We start from the raw sequence: 14,554 nt of genomic DNA on the forward strand, positions 1-14,554 counted from the left end.
CTCAGGCCCGCGCCGCCGCCCGCGCCGCGATCTCCTCCCAGGCGCGGTTGACGGCGACCAGCCGCCGCTCGGCCAGCTTCACCGCCTCCTCGGGCACGCCGCGGGCGATCATCCGGTCGGGGTGGGTGGCGCGCACCTCGGCCCGCCAGGCGGCGCGGATCTCCTCCAGCGGCGCCTCGGGGCTGACGCCCAGCACCGCGAAGGGGTCGGGCGCGGCATCGGGCACGTAGCGGGCGCGCAGCCGGCGGAACTGCCCCTCCGCCATGCCGAAGATCTCGGCCACGCGGGTCAGAAAGGCATCCTCGGCCGGGTGGTACTGCCCGTCCGCCGTGGCGATGTGGAACAGCCCCTCCATCAGGTCGCACAGCACGCTGTCGATCCCGCAGGGCTTGCCGTCCGCGCGGAACATGGCCGCGATGCGGGCGGCGTAATCCTCGAACCCCGCCACGTCCTCGCGCGCCAGGTTGAACACCCGCGCCGCCGCCGCCTCGTCCTCGGGGGCCACGTGGAACACCTGCCGGAAGGCCGTGACCTCGTCGCGCGTCACCCGGCCGTCGGCCTTGGCCATCTTGGCCGACAGCGCGATCACCGCGATGGTGAAGGCGACCGTGCGCTCGGGCGGGGCGCGCAGCTTGTCGAACACCGCCGACAGCCCCTCGCCCTTGGCAAGGGCGGCCAGGGCCTCCTGTATGCGGGTCCAGAGCGACATGTCCCTTCCTACCGGAAACCGGTCCCCCTTGTCAGGGGAAACCGCCCCGGATCACAGCATTTTCTGCATCAGCACAAGGTCGTGCCAGCGGCCGAACTTCCACCCCACCTCGGGCAGCCGGGCGATCTGCCGGTAGCCGAGCGCGGCGTGGAAGGCCGCGCCCCCGGCGTTCTCGCCCGCGACGCCCGCGATGATCGAATGCATCCCCCGCCCACGCGCGTGGTCCTCGCAGGCGGCCATCAGCGCCCGGCCCAGGCCCCGCCCGCGCGCACCCACGGCGATGTGGACGGAGTGCTCCACCGTGTAGGCATAGCCCGGGCCGCCCCGGAACTGGAAATAGGTCACGAAGCCCGTCACCGCGCCCTGCTCCCCGGCGACGAGGTAGGGCTGCGTCGCCATCTGCCGGGCCAGCGCGGCCGCGTCCTTCTCCTCGGTGGTGAAGGTCTGGGTGGTGTCGCGGATCACCCGGTTCCAGATCGCGGCGATGGCGTCGGCATCCGCCGCGACGGCAGCCCGGATCACAGCACCACCTCGCCCCCGTGCGTGGCGATCACCGCCTCCATCCGCGGCGCGGGCCCTTCGACCACCTCGATCCGCTGATCCGCGACAAGCGGCGCCAGCGCCGCGCGGAGCGCCCCCGCCTCGGGCGACACCAGCCTGAGCCGCGACAGCCGCGCCCCCAGCTGCGCCAGCCGCGGGGCCGGGTGCGCCGTCCCCTCCCACTGGATCAGCGCCGGGAACAGCCCGCCGAAGGGCAGCTTGCCGTCCTTCGGCACCGCCATCCGCCACCGCAGGTCGGCCCGCGCCAGCGACCAGGGCACGCCCACCCCCTCGGGCGCCGCGGCCAGCGCCGCCTCCAGGTCGTCGCAGCGGCAGATCCAGGTCGTCGCCCGTGGCGCGCCCCGGAAATTGTCCAGGTCGAACCACCGCGGCTGCGCGGGGGCCTGCCCCTCGGGGTCGATGGCGATGACCTCCAGGTACTCGGGCCCCAGCCCCATCAGCCGGTTGTGCGTGCCCATGTGCGGGTGCTGCCCGCCCGGCTGCAAGGGCAGCCCCAGCGCGCGTTCCACCGCCGCCGCGCCGTCCTCCAGCCGCTCGGCCGCCACCGCGATATGATCCAGAACCAGCATCCCTGTCGCCCCCTGCCCGTGACCCGTCGCCCCCGGGTTTGCGCCGGGCGGCGAAAGGGGTTTTCCGTCCTCCCCATGTCCGACGTCAAGGCCACCCTCCGCCAGACCGCCTATGCCGCCCGCAAGGCCGCCTTCGACGCGCGCGCCGCGACCGGCGCCGTGGCCGCCGCCACCGCGCACCTGATGGCTGAGATCGGCCTGCCCGCCGGCCGCACCATCTCGGGCTACATGCCGATCCGCACCGAGCTCGACCCGGTCCCCGCCATGACCGCGCTGCACGGACTGGGCGCGCGCCTCTGCGTCCCGGTCATCGCGGGCAAGGGCCTGCCCCTCGACTTCCGCGCGTGGACGCCCGGCTGCGCCCTGACCGAAGGCCCCTTCGGCGCCATGATCCCGTCGGAGGGCGACTGGCTGACCCCCGACATCCTGATCGTGCCGCTGGTCGGCTTTGACGCGGCCTGCAACCGCCTCGGCTACGGCGGCGGCTTCTACGACCGGACGCTCGCGCGCCTGCGCGCCGCCGGCCCCGTCCGCGCCATCGGCCTCGCCTTCGCCGCGCAGGAACTCCCCGCCCTGCCGGTGGAGCCGACCGACATGGCGCTCGATGCCATCGTCACCGAGCGGGGCGTCCTGCGCCCCTGACCCACCCGATTTTCCGCCTTGCCGGAGCCGCCCGCCACGGCTAGGCCAAGCCCATGCGTATCCTGTTCCTCGGCGACGTGATGGGCCGCTCCGGCCGCGCCGCCATCACCGAAACCCTCAAGACGCTCCGCACCGGCTGGCGCCTCGATTTCGTCGTGGTCAACGCCGAGAACGCGACCGCGGGGGCGGGCCTGTCGGCGGCCCACGCGCGCGAGATCCTCGACGCCGGTGCCGACTGCATCACGCTGGGCGACCACGCCTTCGACCAGCGTGACATGCTGCAGGCCATCGCGCAGGAGCCGCGCATCCTGCGCCCGCTGAACTTCGCCAAGGACGCGCCGGGCGCCGGCGCGCGCGTGTTCCCCGCGACCAACGGGCGCAAGGTGCTGGTCACGCAGGCGCTGGGGCAGGTGTTCATGAAGCGCCCCTTCGCCGACCCGTTCTCGGCCCTCGACACGGTGCTCAGGACCTACCCCCGCGGCGGCGTCGTGCAGGCGTCGCTCGTCGACATCCACGCCGAGGCGACCTCGGAAAAGATGGCCGTCGGCCACTACTGCGACGGGCGGGCCAGCATCGTCGTCGGCACCCACACCCATGTGCCCACCGCCGACGCCATGATCCTGCCCGGCGGCACCGCCTACCAGACCGACGCCGGCATGTGCGGCGACTACCTGTCCGTCATCGGCATGGACCGGGCCGAGCCGATGCGCCGATTCGTCACCGGCATGCCAAAGGAACGCTTCACCCCCGCGGCCGGCCCCGCCACGCTGGCCGGCCTCTACGTCGAGACCGACGACCGCACCGGCGCCGCGACGCTGGTGCGCCCCGTGCGGCAGGGCGGGCGGCTCCTGACCGAAGGCCCCGCCGATGCGCCGTGACTGGGGGCTCTACGTCCTCATCCTGGTGTTCTGCGGCGCGGCCTGGGGGCTGGGCCAGCCCATGGCCAAGATCGCGGTCGGCGGCGGCTACCGGCATTTCGGCATCATCTTCTGGCAGTTCGCCCTCGGCGCGGCGCTGCTGGCCGCGATCAACGCCGCGCGCGGCGGCCGCCTGCCGCGCGCGCCGCGCCACCTGGCCTTCTACACCATCATCGCGCTGATCGGCACGCTGCTGCCGAACTCCGCCAGCTACACCGCCGCGATCCACCTGCCGTCGGGCATCCTGTCGATCGTCCTGTCCCTGATCCCGATGCTCGCCTTCCCCATCGCGCTGGCGCTGGGGATGGACCGCTTCTCGGCCACCCGCCTGCTGGGCCTCGCGCTCGGCCTTGGCGCCATCGTGCTGATCGCCGCGCCCGAGACCAGCCTGCCCGACCCGGCCATGGCGTGGTGGCTGCCGCTCGCCCTCGTCGCGCCCTTGTTCTACGCGGTCGAGGGCAATTTCGTCGCCCGCTACGGCACCGAGGGGCTGGACGCGGTGCAGGTGCTGCTCGGCGCCTCGCTGGTCGGCGCGGGCCTGGCCCTGCCGCTGGCGGTGATGACGGGGCAGTTCATCTCGCCCCTGCCGCCCTGGGGCGCGCCCGACGCCGCGATCGTCGTCTCGTCGCTGGCCCATGCGCTGGCCTACACCGCCTATGTCTGGCTGGTCACGCGGGCGGGGTCGGTGTTCGCCGCGCAGGTGTCCTACATCGTCACCGGATTCGGCATCCTCTGGGCCAAGCTCCTGTTGTCCGAGACCTATTCGCCCTGGGTCTGGGCGGCGCTGGTCCTGATGATGCTCGGCCTGTTTCTTGTGCAGCCGCGCAAGCCGCCCGAGCCGGTGCCCGTCGCCTGAGCGCCGCGCCGCCGCACCCCGCTTGCCGCGGCCCGCGCCATCGCTAAACTCGGGTCTCGCGCATCCCGGCTGCCGGCCGCCTGCCCGAAGGGACCCGAATGATCGACCTGCCCCTGTCCGAGACCGGCGAAGGCCTCCTTGCGCTCGCCATCCTGCTGGCCATGTTCGTCCTGTTCCTGCGCGAACGCTGGCCGACCGAGGTGGTGGCCATCGGGGGCGTCGCGCTCCTGCTGATCGTGGGCCTGTTGCCGGCCGACCGCGCCACCGAGGTGCTGGCCAACCCCGCGCCCTGGACCATCGCGGCCATGTTCATCGTCATGGGCGCGCTGGTGCGCACCGGCTCCCTCGACCGGCTGACCAAGTTCGCCGAGGCCAAGGCCGCCTCGAACCCCACCGTCGCGGTCGCGGCCCTGATCGCCTCGGTGATGGCGGCCTCGGCCTTCATGAACAACACCCCGATCGTGGTCATCATGATCCCGGTCTTCGTCCAGATCGCCCGCATCCTGAACCTCGCGCCCTCCAAGCTGCTGATCCCGCTCAGCTATGCCGCGATCATGGGCGGCACGCTGACGCTGATCGGCACCTCGACCAACCTGCTGGTCGACGGGGTGGCCCGCACCCAGGGGCTCGAGCCCTTCTCGATCTTCGAGATCACGCCCATCGGCCTCGTCGTCGTGGCCTGGGGGATGATCTACCTGACCGTCTTCGGCCGCCACCTCCTGCCCGAGCGCAGCTCCATGGCGGCGCTCTTGGGCGGGGGCGGGCGGGCCAAGCCCAAGTTCTTCACCGAGGTCGCGGTGCCCGAGGGCTCGGCGCTGATCGGGCAGAACGTGAACGAGGTCGACCTGTTCCGGCGCGAGGGCGTGCGCCTGATCGACGTGCTGCGCGGCGATGCCTCGCTCCGGCGCGACATGTCGGGCGTGGTGCTGCAGGCCGGCGACCGCGTCGTCCTGCGCACCGAGATGGCCGAGGTGCTGGGCCTGCAGGCGTCCAAGGAACTCAAGACCGTGGACAAGCTGTCCTCGGTCCGCACCACCACGGTCGAGGTGCTGATCACCCCGGGCGCCCGCATGGTCGGCCGCACGCTGGGCAGCCTGCGGCTGCGCCGCCGCTATGGCGTCTACCCGCTGGCCGTGCACCGGCGGAACCAGAACATCGGCAGCCAGCTCGACAACCTGTCGGTCCGCGTGGGCGACACGCTGCTGCTGGAAGGCGACCCCGCCGACATCGAACGCTTCGCCGCCGACATGGAGCTGGTCGACGTCTCCCAGCCCTCGGAACGCGCCTACCGCCGCGACAAGGCGCCCATCGCCATCGCCGCGATGGCGGCCATCGTCGTCCTCGCCGCGCTGAACGTGGCCCCGATCCTCGTGCTGGCGGTGATCGCGGTGGCCATCGTGCTTCTGACCGGCTGCATCGACGCCGAGGAGGCGTTTTCCTTCGTCGAGGGCCGGCTGCTGGCCCTGATCTTCGCCATGCTGGCCGTGGGCGCCGCCCTCGACCACACCGGCGCGGTCGAGCTGATCGTGAACCAGATCGCCCCCGCCCTCGCCGACATGCCGCCCTGGGTGCTGCTCTGGGCGGTCTACTTCATGACCACCGCGCTGACCGAGGTGGTGTCGAACAACGCCATCGCCGTCATCATGGCCCCCATCGCCATCGCGCTGGGCCAGGCGGTGGGGGTCGATCCGCGCCCGCTGGTGGTGGCGGTGATGATCGCGGCCTCGGCGGCCTTCGCCACGCCGATCGGCTACCAGACCAACATGCTGGTCTACGGGCCGGGCGGCTACCGCTTTACCGATTTCATGCGGATCGGTATTCCCCTGAACCTGAGCCTCGGCGTGGTGGTCTGTCTGGCCATCCCGCTGATCTGGCCGCTCTGAGCCCTGACCCGAAAGGCCGCCCCCATGCGCCGTGCCCTTGCCGTCCTCGCCGTTCCCGCCCTGCTGGCCGCCTGCGCCACCGGGCCCGCGACCCCCGAGCGCGTGACGCTCGACCGCGACCTGCTGACCGTGTCGATGTCGGACGGGTCCACCTGCCTCGGCCCCGGCGGGGGCGATGGCTGGTCCGGGCGGCTGACCGGCTGCCCGTGGGACTACGCCTACACCGTCGCCATCGACCCGCGCACCAACCCGCTGCGCTTCGTCCTTGAGGAGATCTTCGGCGAAGCGCTCGTCCAGCCCGTCGCCGAGGTGACGATCACCGACGCCACCGGCCGCGCCCGCCTGTTCCAGACCCCCGAGCGCATCGCGGACTGACGCGGTTTCCGCACCGGAAACCGGGGAAAACTGCAGTTTTCCCACCCGCGAAGCTGCAGCTTCGCGCGCCGAAAAACTCGAGTTTTTCGGCGCGGAAAACGCGCGTTTTCCGCCCCCTCAGTCCCCGTGCGGCGCCCGGTGCAGCTCGAAGCGGCAGGCGTCGTGCCCCTGCGCGCAGCACTGCGTCTCGACCGCCCGCCAGCGCGGGCCGCACAGCTCGGAAAACAGCCGCTCGAACACCGCCGCGTGCCAGTGGCACAGCGGCACCTCAGACCGTTCCCCCCGCACCACCGGGTTGTCCGCGATCTCGAACACCGGCGGCCAGCCCGACACCAGCCGGAACCGCCCCGACCCGCAGAAGGTCCAGGCGTGCCTCGCGACGGCCTTGGACAGGACCGGCGCCGACAGCCGCGCCGGCATCAGCTTCAGCAGCCGCTGCGCGCCCTGCGGGATCCGGTTCTCGAGGATGTAGCCCCCCGTCCGCCAGCCCGCCTCGCGCGCCAGCATCGGCGCCACCTCGGGGATCTCCAGCCGCATCGCCTGATGCAGCCGCGCGGCCGGCGCCTCGTCGATCAGCCCGCCCGCCGGGTCGGGAAGCTCGAACACGCCGGCCATCGTCATCACATGCGCCGCCCAGTCGCGGCCGCCCGCCTCCTCCAGCACCGGCACGAGCTGGAGGATCGCGTTTGGCCCGATCTTCGCCGTCACCGGGGCCATGGCCGTCACTCCGCCGGCTCGGTGGTGCGGGCCTCCTCCATCTGCTGGTCGCCCCCGCCGCAAGCCTTCACCTCGGCCCCGTTCGGCATCACGAAATCGCCCGTCCGCGACAGCTTGGCCGCGCGTTTCTGCGCCGCGATGTCCTGCTTGGACTGCCAGTCCTCCATCTGCGCCGGCGCGATCGTCCGCGTCCGGTCGAAGTTGAAGTTCAACTTGCCCTTCGACTGCGGCCCCCAGTAATCGACCTTGCCGAGATCGTAGAACTGCCGCGCGAAGCCCGCCTTCATGAAGGCCTTCAGACAGCCCAGCAGGTATTTCCGCCGGTAGCCCGTCCCGCGCCACGGGTAGTGGAACAGCGCCTTCTTGGAATAGAACCGCCGGTAGTTGTTCATCACCCGGTCCAGCAGCTCGTCCCGGTCCATCGCCGCGGGCCGCATGATCGGGGTGACGAAGTTGTATTTCGAGAAGTCGAAGATCTCGACCTTGTCGCCCAGCTCCTGGAACAGCGGCGTGAAGGGCCAAGGCGTGTACATCGCCCAGTTGGCCAGGTCCGGCTGCCAGTCCCAGGCCATCTGGTAGGTTTCTTCCAGCGTCTCGGGCGTTTCGTTGTCGAGGCCCACGATGAACTGCGCCTCGGTGAAGATGTCGGCCTCGCGCAGGAGGCGGATCGCCTCCTTGTTCTCCTCGACCTTGGTCTCCTTGTTGAACTGGTCGAGCTTCAGCTGCGCCGCCGCCTCGGTGCCGAGGCTGACATGCACCAGCCCCGCTCGGCGGTAGAGCGGCAGCAGGTCCTTGTCGCGCATGATGTCGGTGACGCGGGTGTTGATCCCCCACTGCACCCGCCGCGGCAGGTCGCGCCTGATCAGCTCCTCGCAGAACTGGATGAACTTGCGCCGGTTGATCGTCGGTTCCTCGTCGGCGAGGATGAAGAAGCCCACGCCGTGCTTGACCACCAGCTCCTCGATCTCGTCCACCACCTTGATCGGGTCGCGCACGCGGTAGTCGCGCCAGAACTTCCACTGGCTGCAGAAGGAACAGGTGAAGGGGCAGCCGCGCGCCATGTTCGGGATCGCCACCTTCACGCCCAGCGGCACATAGGTGTACTGGTCCCATTTCAGCAGCGACCAGTCCGGGCTGATCGCGTCGATGTCCTTGACCGTGGGGGCGGCCGGCGTCGCCACGATCTCGTCGCCGTCGCGGTAGGCCAGCCCCTTGATCGCGGCGCGGTCGGCGGGCCAGCGGCCGGCGTCGATGGCGCGGATCAGGTCGACGATGATCTCCTCGCCCTCGCCGCGGACGATGACGTCGATGTGCGGCGCCTGGGACAGCACCTGCTTGTACATGAAGGTCGCGTGGATGCCGCCCAGCACCGTCACCGCCCGCGGCAGCACCTCGGACGCCAGCTTCAGCGTCTCCTCGGCCACGTAGATCGAGGGCGTGATCGCCGTGGTGCCGACCACGTCGGGCTGCATCTCGGCCAGCTTGACCCGCAGGTCGGCGGGGCTGAGGTGGTCGGTCATCGCGTCGATGAAGTGGATGTCGGTGAAGCCGGCGGATTTCAGCGCACCGGCGATATAGGCCACCCAGGCCGGCGGCCAGTTGCCCGCGATCTCCGCGCCGCCCGAATGATAGTTGGGATGAATGAGACAGATGCGCATGGGCGACTCCCCGAATATGTCAGCCCATCAGATCACATTACCTGTCAACTTGACTTGACACAGATCAAGATCCCGCCGCCCCCGGGCCCGCCCCCTTTCATCGTCAACCATTTCCTGTAAACTGGTCCCCGCAGGTTTCGGCAGGCCACAAACGCGAGGGGAAACGCGATGTGGGACCGAGTTCTTGACAGGATGCTGCGCCAGTTCTTCGTGACGGGCGCGCTGGACCTGACCTACCCGAACGGCACGACGCGGCGCTACGGGCCGGGGGCCACGGCCGATGCGCATCTCGCGCTGACCGACCCCGCCCTGCCGCGGCGGCTGGTGCTCAGCACCGAGCTGGCGCTGGGCGAGGCCTACATGGACGGCACCGCGACGCTGGAGGGCGACGACCTCGACGGCTTCTTCGCCCTGATCGTCCGCAACAACCGCGCCTCGGACGCGGGCTGGCGGCGCTGGGGTGCCCGGCTGCGCAAGTGGAAGCGCGTGGTCGACCAGTACAACCCCGCCCACCGGGCGCGCGCGAACGTGGCGCATCACTACGACCTGTCGGGCGAGCTCTACGACCTCTTCCTCGACGCCGACCGGCAGTATTCCTGCGCCTATTTCACCCGCCCCGACCTGACACTGGAACAGGCGCAGGCCGCCAAGAAGCACCACATCGCCGCCAAGCTCTGCCTCTCCCCCGGCATGGAGGTGTTCGAGATCGGCTGCGGCTGGGGCGGCATGGCGCTGACGCTGGCGCAGGACTACGGGGTCCGCGTGCTGGGGGTGACGCTGTCCGGGGAACAGCACAAGGTCGCCACCGAACGGGCGGCGCGCGCGGGCCTGTCCGACCGGGTCCGCTTCGAGCTGCGCGACTACCGCGCCGTCACCGGCCAGTTCGACCGCATCGTGTCGATCGGCATGTTCGAGCATGTCGGCGTGCCGCACTACCGCGAATACTTCGACACCGTGCGCGAGCGGCTGCGCCCCGACGGCATCGCGCTGATCCACACCATCGGCCGCGCCGCGCCGCCGGGCGCGACCAGCCCCTGGATCCGCAAGTACATCTTCCCCGGCGGCTACGTGCCCTCGCTGTCCGAGGTGGCCGCGGCGGTCGAGCAGGCCGACCTCTTCCCGACCGACATCGAGGTCTGGCGCCTGCACTACGCCGAAACCCTGCGCCACTGGCACGACCGCTTCGCCGCCAACGAGGACCGCGCCCGCGCGCTCTACGACGCCCGCTTCTGCCGGATGTGGCGCTACTACCTCAAGGCCTGCGAGCACACCTTCCGCCACAACCGGCAATGCGTGTTCCAGGTCCAGCTGACCCGCCGGCAGGATGCGGTGCCGCTGACCCGCGACTACCTCTACCCGGCCGAGGCCCCGCGCCAGATGCGCGCGGCGGAATAGGCGGCGGGGCAGGGGCGGCGCCCCGGCGCGCCATGCTTGCACCCGGGCCGGGCGCGGGCGCATGAAGGGGGCGCCCCCATCCCAGCCCCCGAGGCCGTCCATGCCGCCGACCCTGCCCGCATCCCGCGCCCGTCCCCGGGGGGCCGCCTGATGCCCCCCGTCCTGTTCGAGATCGCCGGCATCCTCGGCGTGATCCTGTATCTCAGCGCCTACGGCTCGCTCCAGCTGGGCTTCCTGCGCGGGCACGGCTACCCCTATGCCTTCCTCAACCTCGGCGCCTCCTCGATGATGCTCGTGTCGCTGACGCAGAGCTTCAATCCCTTCGCCGCCGTCATCGAAAGCTGCTGGATCGCCTTCAGCCTCATCGGCATCGCCCGGCTCTTCATCCTCAACCGCGGCCTGCGCCTGACCCCCGAGGAACGCGAGTTCGTCGCCGCCAAGCTCAGGGGCATCGAGCCGATCCTCGCCCGGGCCCTCGTCGCCGCCGGCCGCTGGGAGGATGCCGCCCCCGGCACCGTCCTGATGGCCGAGGGGCAGGCCGTCCCGGCGCTGGTCTGGCTCCGCGACGGGCAGGCCCGCGTCACCGTCGGCGGCCGCGAGGTCGCCACCCTGGGCCCCGGCAACCTGGTGGGGGAATTCGGCGCGCCCGGCGGCCACCCCGCCATCGCAACCGTGACCCTGACCGCGCCCGCCCGCCTGTTTGCCGTTGACAGCGCCGCGCTTCAGGCGCTGATGCGCCGCAAGCCCGGCATCCGCGTCGCGCTCGACGCCGCCATCGGGGCCGAGGCGCGGGCCAAGTTCATCGCGTCGAACGCCCGCGCCGCCGCGGTCTGAACAAAGGGGCGGGCAGGGCTTGCGCCCGGTCCCGCAATCCCTATAACGCCAGCAATTTGCGCGCCGCCCGGGGAAGAACGATGCCGAAGAGAACCGATATCAAGTCCATCATGATCATCGGAGCCGGCCCCATCGTCATCGGGCAGGCCTGCGAGTTCGACTACTCCGGCGCGCAGGCGTGCAAGGCGCTGAAGGAGGAAGGCTACCGCGTCATCCTCGTCAACTCGAACCCCGCCACGATCATGACCGACCCGGGGCTGGCCGACGCCACCTACATCGAGCCGATCACCCCCGAGGTCGTGGCCAAGATCATCGAAAAGGAACGCCCCGACGCGCTCCTGCCCACGATGGGCGGCCAGACCGGCCTCAACACTTCGCTCGCGCTCGAGGAAATGGGCGTGCTGGCGAAATACGGGGTCGAGATGATCGGCGCCAAGCGTGCCGCCATCGAGATGGCCGAGGACCGCAAGCTGTTCCGCGAGGCGATGGACCGGATCGGGCTGGAAAACCCCAAGGCCACCATCGTCTCGGCGCCCCGGAAGGCCGACGGCAAGTACGACATCAAGGCCGGCCTGCAGGCGGCGATCGAGGCCATCGAATACGTGGGCCTGCCCGCCATCATCCGCCCCGCCTTCACGCTGGGCGGCACCGGCGGCGGCGTCGCCTACAACCGCGAGGAATACGAGTACTACTGCAAGACCGGCATGGAGGCCTCGCCGGTCGCCCAGATCCTGATCGACGAGTCGCTGCTCGGCTGGAAGGAATACGAGATGGAGGTCGTCCGCGACCGCGCGGACAACGCCATCATCGTCTGCTCCATCGAGAACGTGGACCCGATGGGCGTGCACACCGGCGACAGCATCACCGTCGCACCCGCCCTGACCCTGACCGACAAGGAATACCAGATCATGCGCAACGGCAGCATTGCCGTGCTGCGCGAGATCGGGGTGGAGACCGGCGGCTCGAACGTGCAGTGGGCCGTGAACCCCGCCGACGGCCGCATGGTCGTGATCGAGATGAACCCGCGCGTGTCGCGGTCCTCGGCGCTGGCGTCCAAGGCCACGGGCTTCCCCATCGCCAAGATCGCCGCGAAACTGGCCGTGGGCTACACGCTGGACGAGCTCGACAACGACATCACCAAGGTGACGCCCGCGTCCTTCGAGCCCACCATCGACTACGTCGTCACCAAGATCCCGCGCTTCGCCTTCGAGAAGTTCCCCGGCGCCAAGCCCGAGCTGACCACCGCGATGAAGTCGGTGGGCGAGGCCATGGCCATCGGCCGCAGCTTCCACGAAAGCGTGCAGAAGGCGCTGGCCTCGCTGGAAACCGGCCTGACCGGCTTCGACGAGATCGACATCCCCGGCGCCCCGGACGAGGCCGCGCTGGTCAAGGCGCTCAGCCGCCAGACCCCCGACCGCCTCCGCATCGTCGCCCAGGCCATGCGCCACGGCCTCAGCGACGACAAGATCCACGCCGCCACCAAATACGACCCCTGGTTCCTCGCCCGCATCCGCGAGATCGTCGACACCGAGGCCCAGGTCCGCCGCGACGGCCTGCCGGTGACCGAGGAAGGGCTGCGCCGGCTCAAGATGATGGGCTTCACCGACGCGCGGCTGGCGAAACTGACCGGCCGCGAGGAAAGCAACATCCGCCGCGCCCGCCTGAACCTCGGCGTCACCGCCCAGTTCAAGCGCATCGACACCTGCGCCGCCGAGTTCGAGGCGCAGACCCCCTACATGTATTCCACCTACGAACACCCCACCATGGGCGAGCCCGAATGCGAGGCCCGCCCCTCGGGCGCGAAAAAGGTCGTCATCCTCGGCGGCGGCCCGAACCGGATCGGGCAGGGGATCGAGTTCGACTACTGCTGCTGCCACGCCTGCTTCGCCCTCAGCGACACGGGCTACGAGACCATCATGGTCAACTGCAACCCCGAGACCGTCTCGACCGACTACGACACCTCGGACCGGCTCTACTTCGAGCCGCTCACCTTCGAGCACGTGATGGAGATCCTCCGCGTCGAGCAGTCCCGCGGCACGCTGCACGGCGTCATCGTCCAGTTCGGCGGCCAGACGCCCCTGAAACTCGCCAACGCGCTGCACGACGCCGGCATCCCGATCCTCGGCACCACGCCCGACGCCATCGACCTCGCAGAGGACCGCGAGCGGTTCCAGCAGCTGGTGCAGCGCCTCGGCCTGAAACAGCCCGAGAACGCCATCGCCACCACCGACGCCCAGGCCAAGGCCGCGGCCGAGAAGCTCGGCTACCCGCTGGTGATCCGCCCCTCCTACGTGCTGGGCGGCCGCGCGATGGAGATCGTCCGCGACACCGCCCAGCTCGACCGCTACATCCGCGAGGCCGTGGTCGTCTCGGGCGACAGCCCCGTGCTCCTCGACAGCTACCTCGACGGCGCGGTCGAGGTCGACGTCGACGCGCTCTGCGACGGCACCCAGGTCCATGTCGCCGGCATCATGCAGCACATCGAGGAGGCCGGCGTGCACTCCGGCGACAGCGCCTGCTCGCTGCCGCCCCACACGCTATCCGACGCGATCCAGGCCGAGATCATCCGCCAGACCGAGGCGCTGGCCCACGCCCTCAACGTCGTCGGCCTGATGAACGTCCAGTTCGCGGTCAAGGACGACGAGATCTACCTGATCGAGGTGAACCCGCGCGCCTCGCGCACCGTGCCCTTCGTCGCCAAGGCGACCGACAGCGCCATCGCCTCCATCGCCGCCCGCCTCATGGCCGGCGAGAAACTCTCGGCCTTCCCGGTCGCCCAGCCGCACCAGCCCGTGGACGACGCCACCGTCATCCCCATGGGCGACCCGATGGCGCTGGCGTCCTACCGCACGCCCTGGTTCTCGGTGAAGGAGGCGGTGCTGCCCTTCGCCCGCTTCCCCGGCGTCGACACGCTGCTCGGCCCGGAAATGCGCTCGACCGGCGAGGTCATGGGCTGGGACCGCACCTTCCCCCGCGCCTTCCTCAAGGCCCAGCTCGGCGCCGGCACCCGCCTGCCCGACGCCGGCACCGTGTTCATCTCGATCAAGGATGCCGACAAGGGCCCGATCCTCGTCGAGACCGCCCGCATCCTGACCGACCTCGGCCTGTCGATCCTCGCCACCAGCGGCACCGCGGCCTTCCTCAAGGCGCATGGGCTGGCCTCCGACGTGGTGAACAAGGCCTACGAGGGCGGCCGCACCGTGGTCGACATCATCAAGGACGGCGGCGTGCAGCTGGTGCTGAACACGACCGAAGGCGCCCAGGCGGTCGAGGATTCACGCTCCATGCGGGCGGTGACGCTGGCCGACAAGATCCCCTATTTCACGACGCTCGCCGCCAGCCACGCCGCCGCGCTGGCGATGCGCGCGAGCCGGGAAGGGGAGCTGGGGGTTCGGTCGCTGCAGGGGTGACGGGCCTATTCGTTCAAGGGTCTAAGTG

13 protein-coding genes are annotated in these 14,554 nt (G+C 70.6%); 8 read left to right on the forward strand and 5 right to left on the reverse strand.

Features of this window, described 5'->3' with window-relative positions:
- Position 1 precedes the first annotated feature (1 nt).
- From HCU73_RS02525 to HCU73_RS02535, 3 genes are read right to left on the reverse strand one after another with little or no spacing between them, the layout of a single operon-like run.
- Positions 2–709, reverse strand: coding sequence for a molecular chaperone DjiA (locus HCU73_RS02525; protein ID WP_168621819.1), 708 nt, complete (start codon positions 707–709; stop codon positions 2–4).
- A gap of 51 nt (positions 710–760) precedes the next feature.
- Positions 761–1,231: a GNAT family N-acetyltransferase gene (locus HCU73_RS02530; protein ID WP_168621820.1), complete on the reverse strand. Its 471-nt coding sequence runs from the start codon at positions 1,229–1,231 to the stop codon at positions 761–763.
- Positions 1,228–1,839, reverse strand: coding sequence for a VOC family protein (locus HCU73_RS02535; RefSeq protein WP_168621821.1), 612 nt, complete (start codon positions 1,837–1,839; stop codon positions 1,228–1,230). The genes HCU73_RS02530 and HCU73_RS02535 overlap by 4 nt, the downstream gene beginning before the upstream one ends.
- A 75-nt stretch (positions 1,840–1,914) precedes the next feature.
- Here HCU73_RS02535 and HCU73_RS02540 point away from each other — a divergent pair, with 75 nt between their 5' ends.
- The 5 genes from HCU73_RS02540 to HCU73_RS02560 all read left to right on the forward strand — a co-directional run bounded on the left by HCU73_RS02540 (position 1,915) and on the right by HCU73_RS02560 (position 6,512).
- Positions 1,915–2,481 (forward strand): 5-formyltetrahydrofolate cyclo-ligase, encoded by a 567-nt coding sequence (locus HCU73_RS02540; protein WP_168621822.1) that lies wholly within the window; start codon positions 1,915–1,917, stop codon positions 2,479–2,481.
- 53 nt (positions 2,482–2,534) lie between these two features.
- Entirely contained in the window at positions 2,535–3,359 is an 825-nt protein-coding gene (locus tag HCU73_RS02545; RefSeq protein WP_168621823.1) for a TIGR00282 family metallophosphoesterase, read from the forward strand.
- Positions 3,349–4,254, forward strand: coding sequence for a DMT family transporter (locus HCU73_RS02550; RefSeq protein ID WP_168621824.1), 906 nt, complete (start codon positions 3,349–3,351; stop codon positions 4,252–4,254). Before HCU73_RS02545 ends, HCU73_RS02550 begins: the two co-directional genes overlap by 11 nt.
- 98 nt (positions 4,255–4,352) lie before the next feature.
- The gene (locus tag HCU73_RS02555) at positions 4,353–6,137 is read left to right on the forward strand and encodes an SLC13 family permease (protein WP_168621825.1); all 1,785 of its coding nucleotides are present in this window, start codon (positions 4,353–4,355) and stop codon (positions 6,135–6,137) included.
- 24 nt (positions 6,138–6,161) lie between these two features.
- The gene (locus HCU73_RS02560) at positions 6,162–6,512 is read left to right on the forward strand and encodes a hypothetical protein (RefSeq protein ID WP_168621826.1); all 351 of its coding nucleotides are present in this window, start codon (positions 6,162–6,164) and stop codon (positions 6,510–6,512) included.
- Positions 6,513–6,629: 117 nt separating this feature from the next.
- Here HCU73_RS02560 and bchJ read toward each other — a convergent pair whose 3' ends face one another.
- Positions 6,630–7,229 (reverse strand): bacteriochlorophyll 4-vinyl reductase, encoded by a 600-nt coding sequence (gene bchJ, locus HCU73_RS02565; RefSeq protein WP_168621827.1) that lies wholly within the window; start codon positions 7,227–7,229, stop codon positions 6,630–6,632.
- A gap of 5 nt (positions 7,230–7,234) precedes the next feature.
- Complete coding sequence (bchE, locus tag HCU73_RS02570) at positions 7,235–8,887, reverse strand: magnesium-protoporphyrin IX monomethyl ester anaerobic oxidative cyclase (protein WP_168621828.1); 1,653 nt, start codon at positions 8,885–8,887, stop codon at positions 7,235–7,237.
- Positions 8,888–9,055: 168 nt separating this feature from the next.
- On the opposite strand from bchE, the gene HCU73_RS02575 reads away from it, so the two are divergent.
- The 3 genes from HCU73_RS02575 to carB all read left to right on the forward strand — a co-directional run bounded on the left by HCU73_RS02575 (position 9,056) and on the right by carB (position 14,526).
- A complete protein-coding gene (locus tag HCU73_RS02575) occupies positions 9,056–10,282 on the forward strand; it encodes an SAM-dependent methyltransferase (RefSeq protein ID WP_168621829.1) in 1,227 nt (408 codons plus the stop codon).
- 150 nt (positions 10,283–10,432) lie between these two features.
- Positions 10,433–11,116 carry a cyclic nucleotide-binding domain-containing protein gene (locus HCU73_RS02580; RefSeq protein WP_168621830.1) on the forward strand — a complete coding sequence of 228 codons (684 nt, stop codon included), beginning with the start codon at positions 10,433–10,435 and terminating at the stop codon, positions 11,114–11,116.
- 80 nt (positions 11,117–11,196) lie between these two features.
- A complete protein-coding gene (gene carB / locus HCU73_RS02585; protein WP_168621831.1) occupies positions 11,197–14,526 on the forward strand; it encodes a carbamoyl-phosphate synthase large subunit in 3,330 nt (1,109 codons plus the stop codon).
- The last annotated feature ends 28 nt before the right edge of the window (positions 14,527–14,554 follow it).

It is taken from the genome of Roseicyclus persicicus (assembly GCF_012395815.1).
Lineage (GTDB): Bacteria > Pseudomonadota > Alphaproteobacteria > Rhodobacterales > Rhodobacteraceae > Roseicyclus > Roseicyclus persicicus.

Coding starts and splice junctions, on each gene's coding strand:
- bchE (WP_168621828.1), bottom strand. CDS start 8,887: ATGCGCATCTGTCTCATTCATCCCAACTATCATTCGGGCGGCGCGGAG.
- HCU73_RS02540 (WP_168621822.1), top strand. CDS start 1,915: ATGTCCGACGTCAAGGCCACCCTCCGCCAGACCGCCTATGCCGCCCGC.
- HCU73_RS02525 (WP_168621819.1), bottom strand. CDS start 709: ATGTCGCTCTGGACCCGCATACAGGAGGCCCTGGCCGCCCTTGCCAAG.
- carB (WP_168621831.1), top strand. CDS start 11,197: ATGCCGAAGAGAACCGATATCAAGTCCATCATGATCATCGGAGCCGGC.
- HCU73_RS02560 (WP_168621826.1), top strand. CDS start 6,162: ATGCGCCGTGCCCTTGCCGTCCTCGCCGTTCCCGCCCTGCTGGCCGCC.
- HCU73_RS02580 (WP_168621830.1), top strand. CDS start 10,433: ATGCCCCCCGTCCTGTTCGAGATCGCCGGCATCCTCGGCGTGATCCTG.
- HCU73_RS02535 (WP_168621821.1), bottom strand. CDS start 1,839: ATGCTGGTTCTGGATCATATCGCGGTGGCGGCCGAGCGGCTGGAGGAC.
- HCU73_RS02575 (WP_168621829.1), top strand. CDS start 9,056: ATGTGGGACCGAGTTCTTGACAGGATGCTGCGCCAGTTCTTCGTGACG.
- HCU73_RS02550 (WP_168621824.1), top strand. CDS start 3,349: ATGCGCCGTGACTGGGGGCTCTACGTCCTCATCCTGGTGTTCTGCGGC.
- HCU73_RS02555 (WP_168621825.1), top strand. CDS start 4,353: ATGATCGACCTGCCCCTGTCCGAGACCGGCGAAGGCCTCCTTGCGCTC.
- HCU73_RS02545 (WP_168621823.1), top strand. CDS start 2,535: ATGCGTATCCTGTTCCTCGGCGACGTGATGGGCCGCTCCGGCCGCGCC.
- bchJ (WP_168621827.1), bottom strand. CDS start 7,229: ATGGCCCCGGTGACGGCGAAGATCGGGCCAAACGCGATCCTCCAGCTC.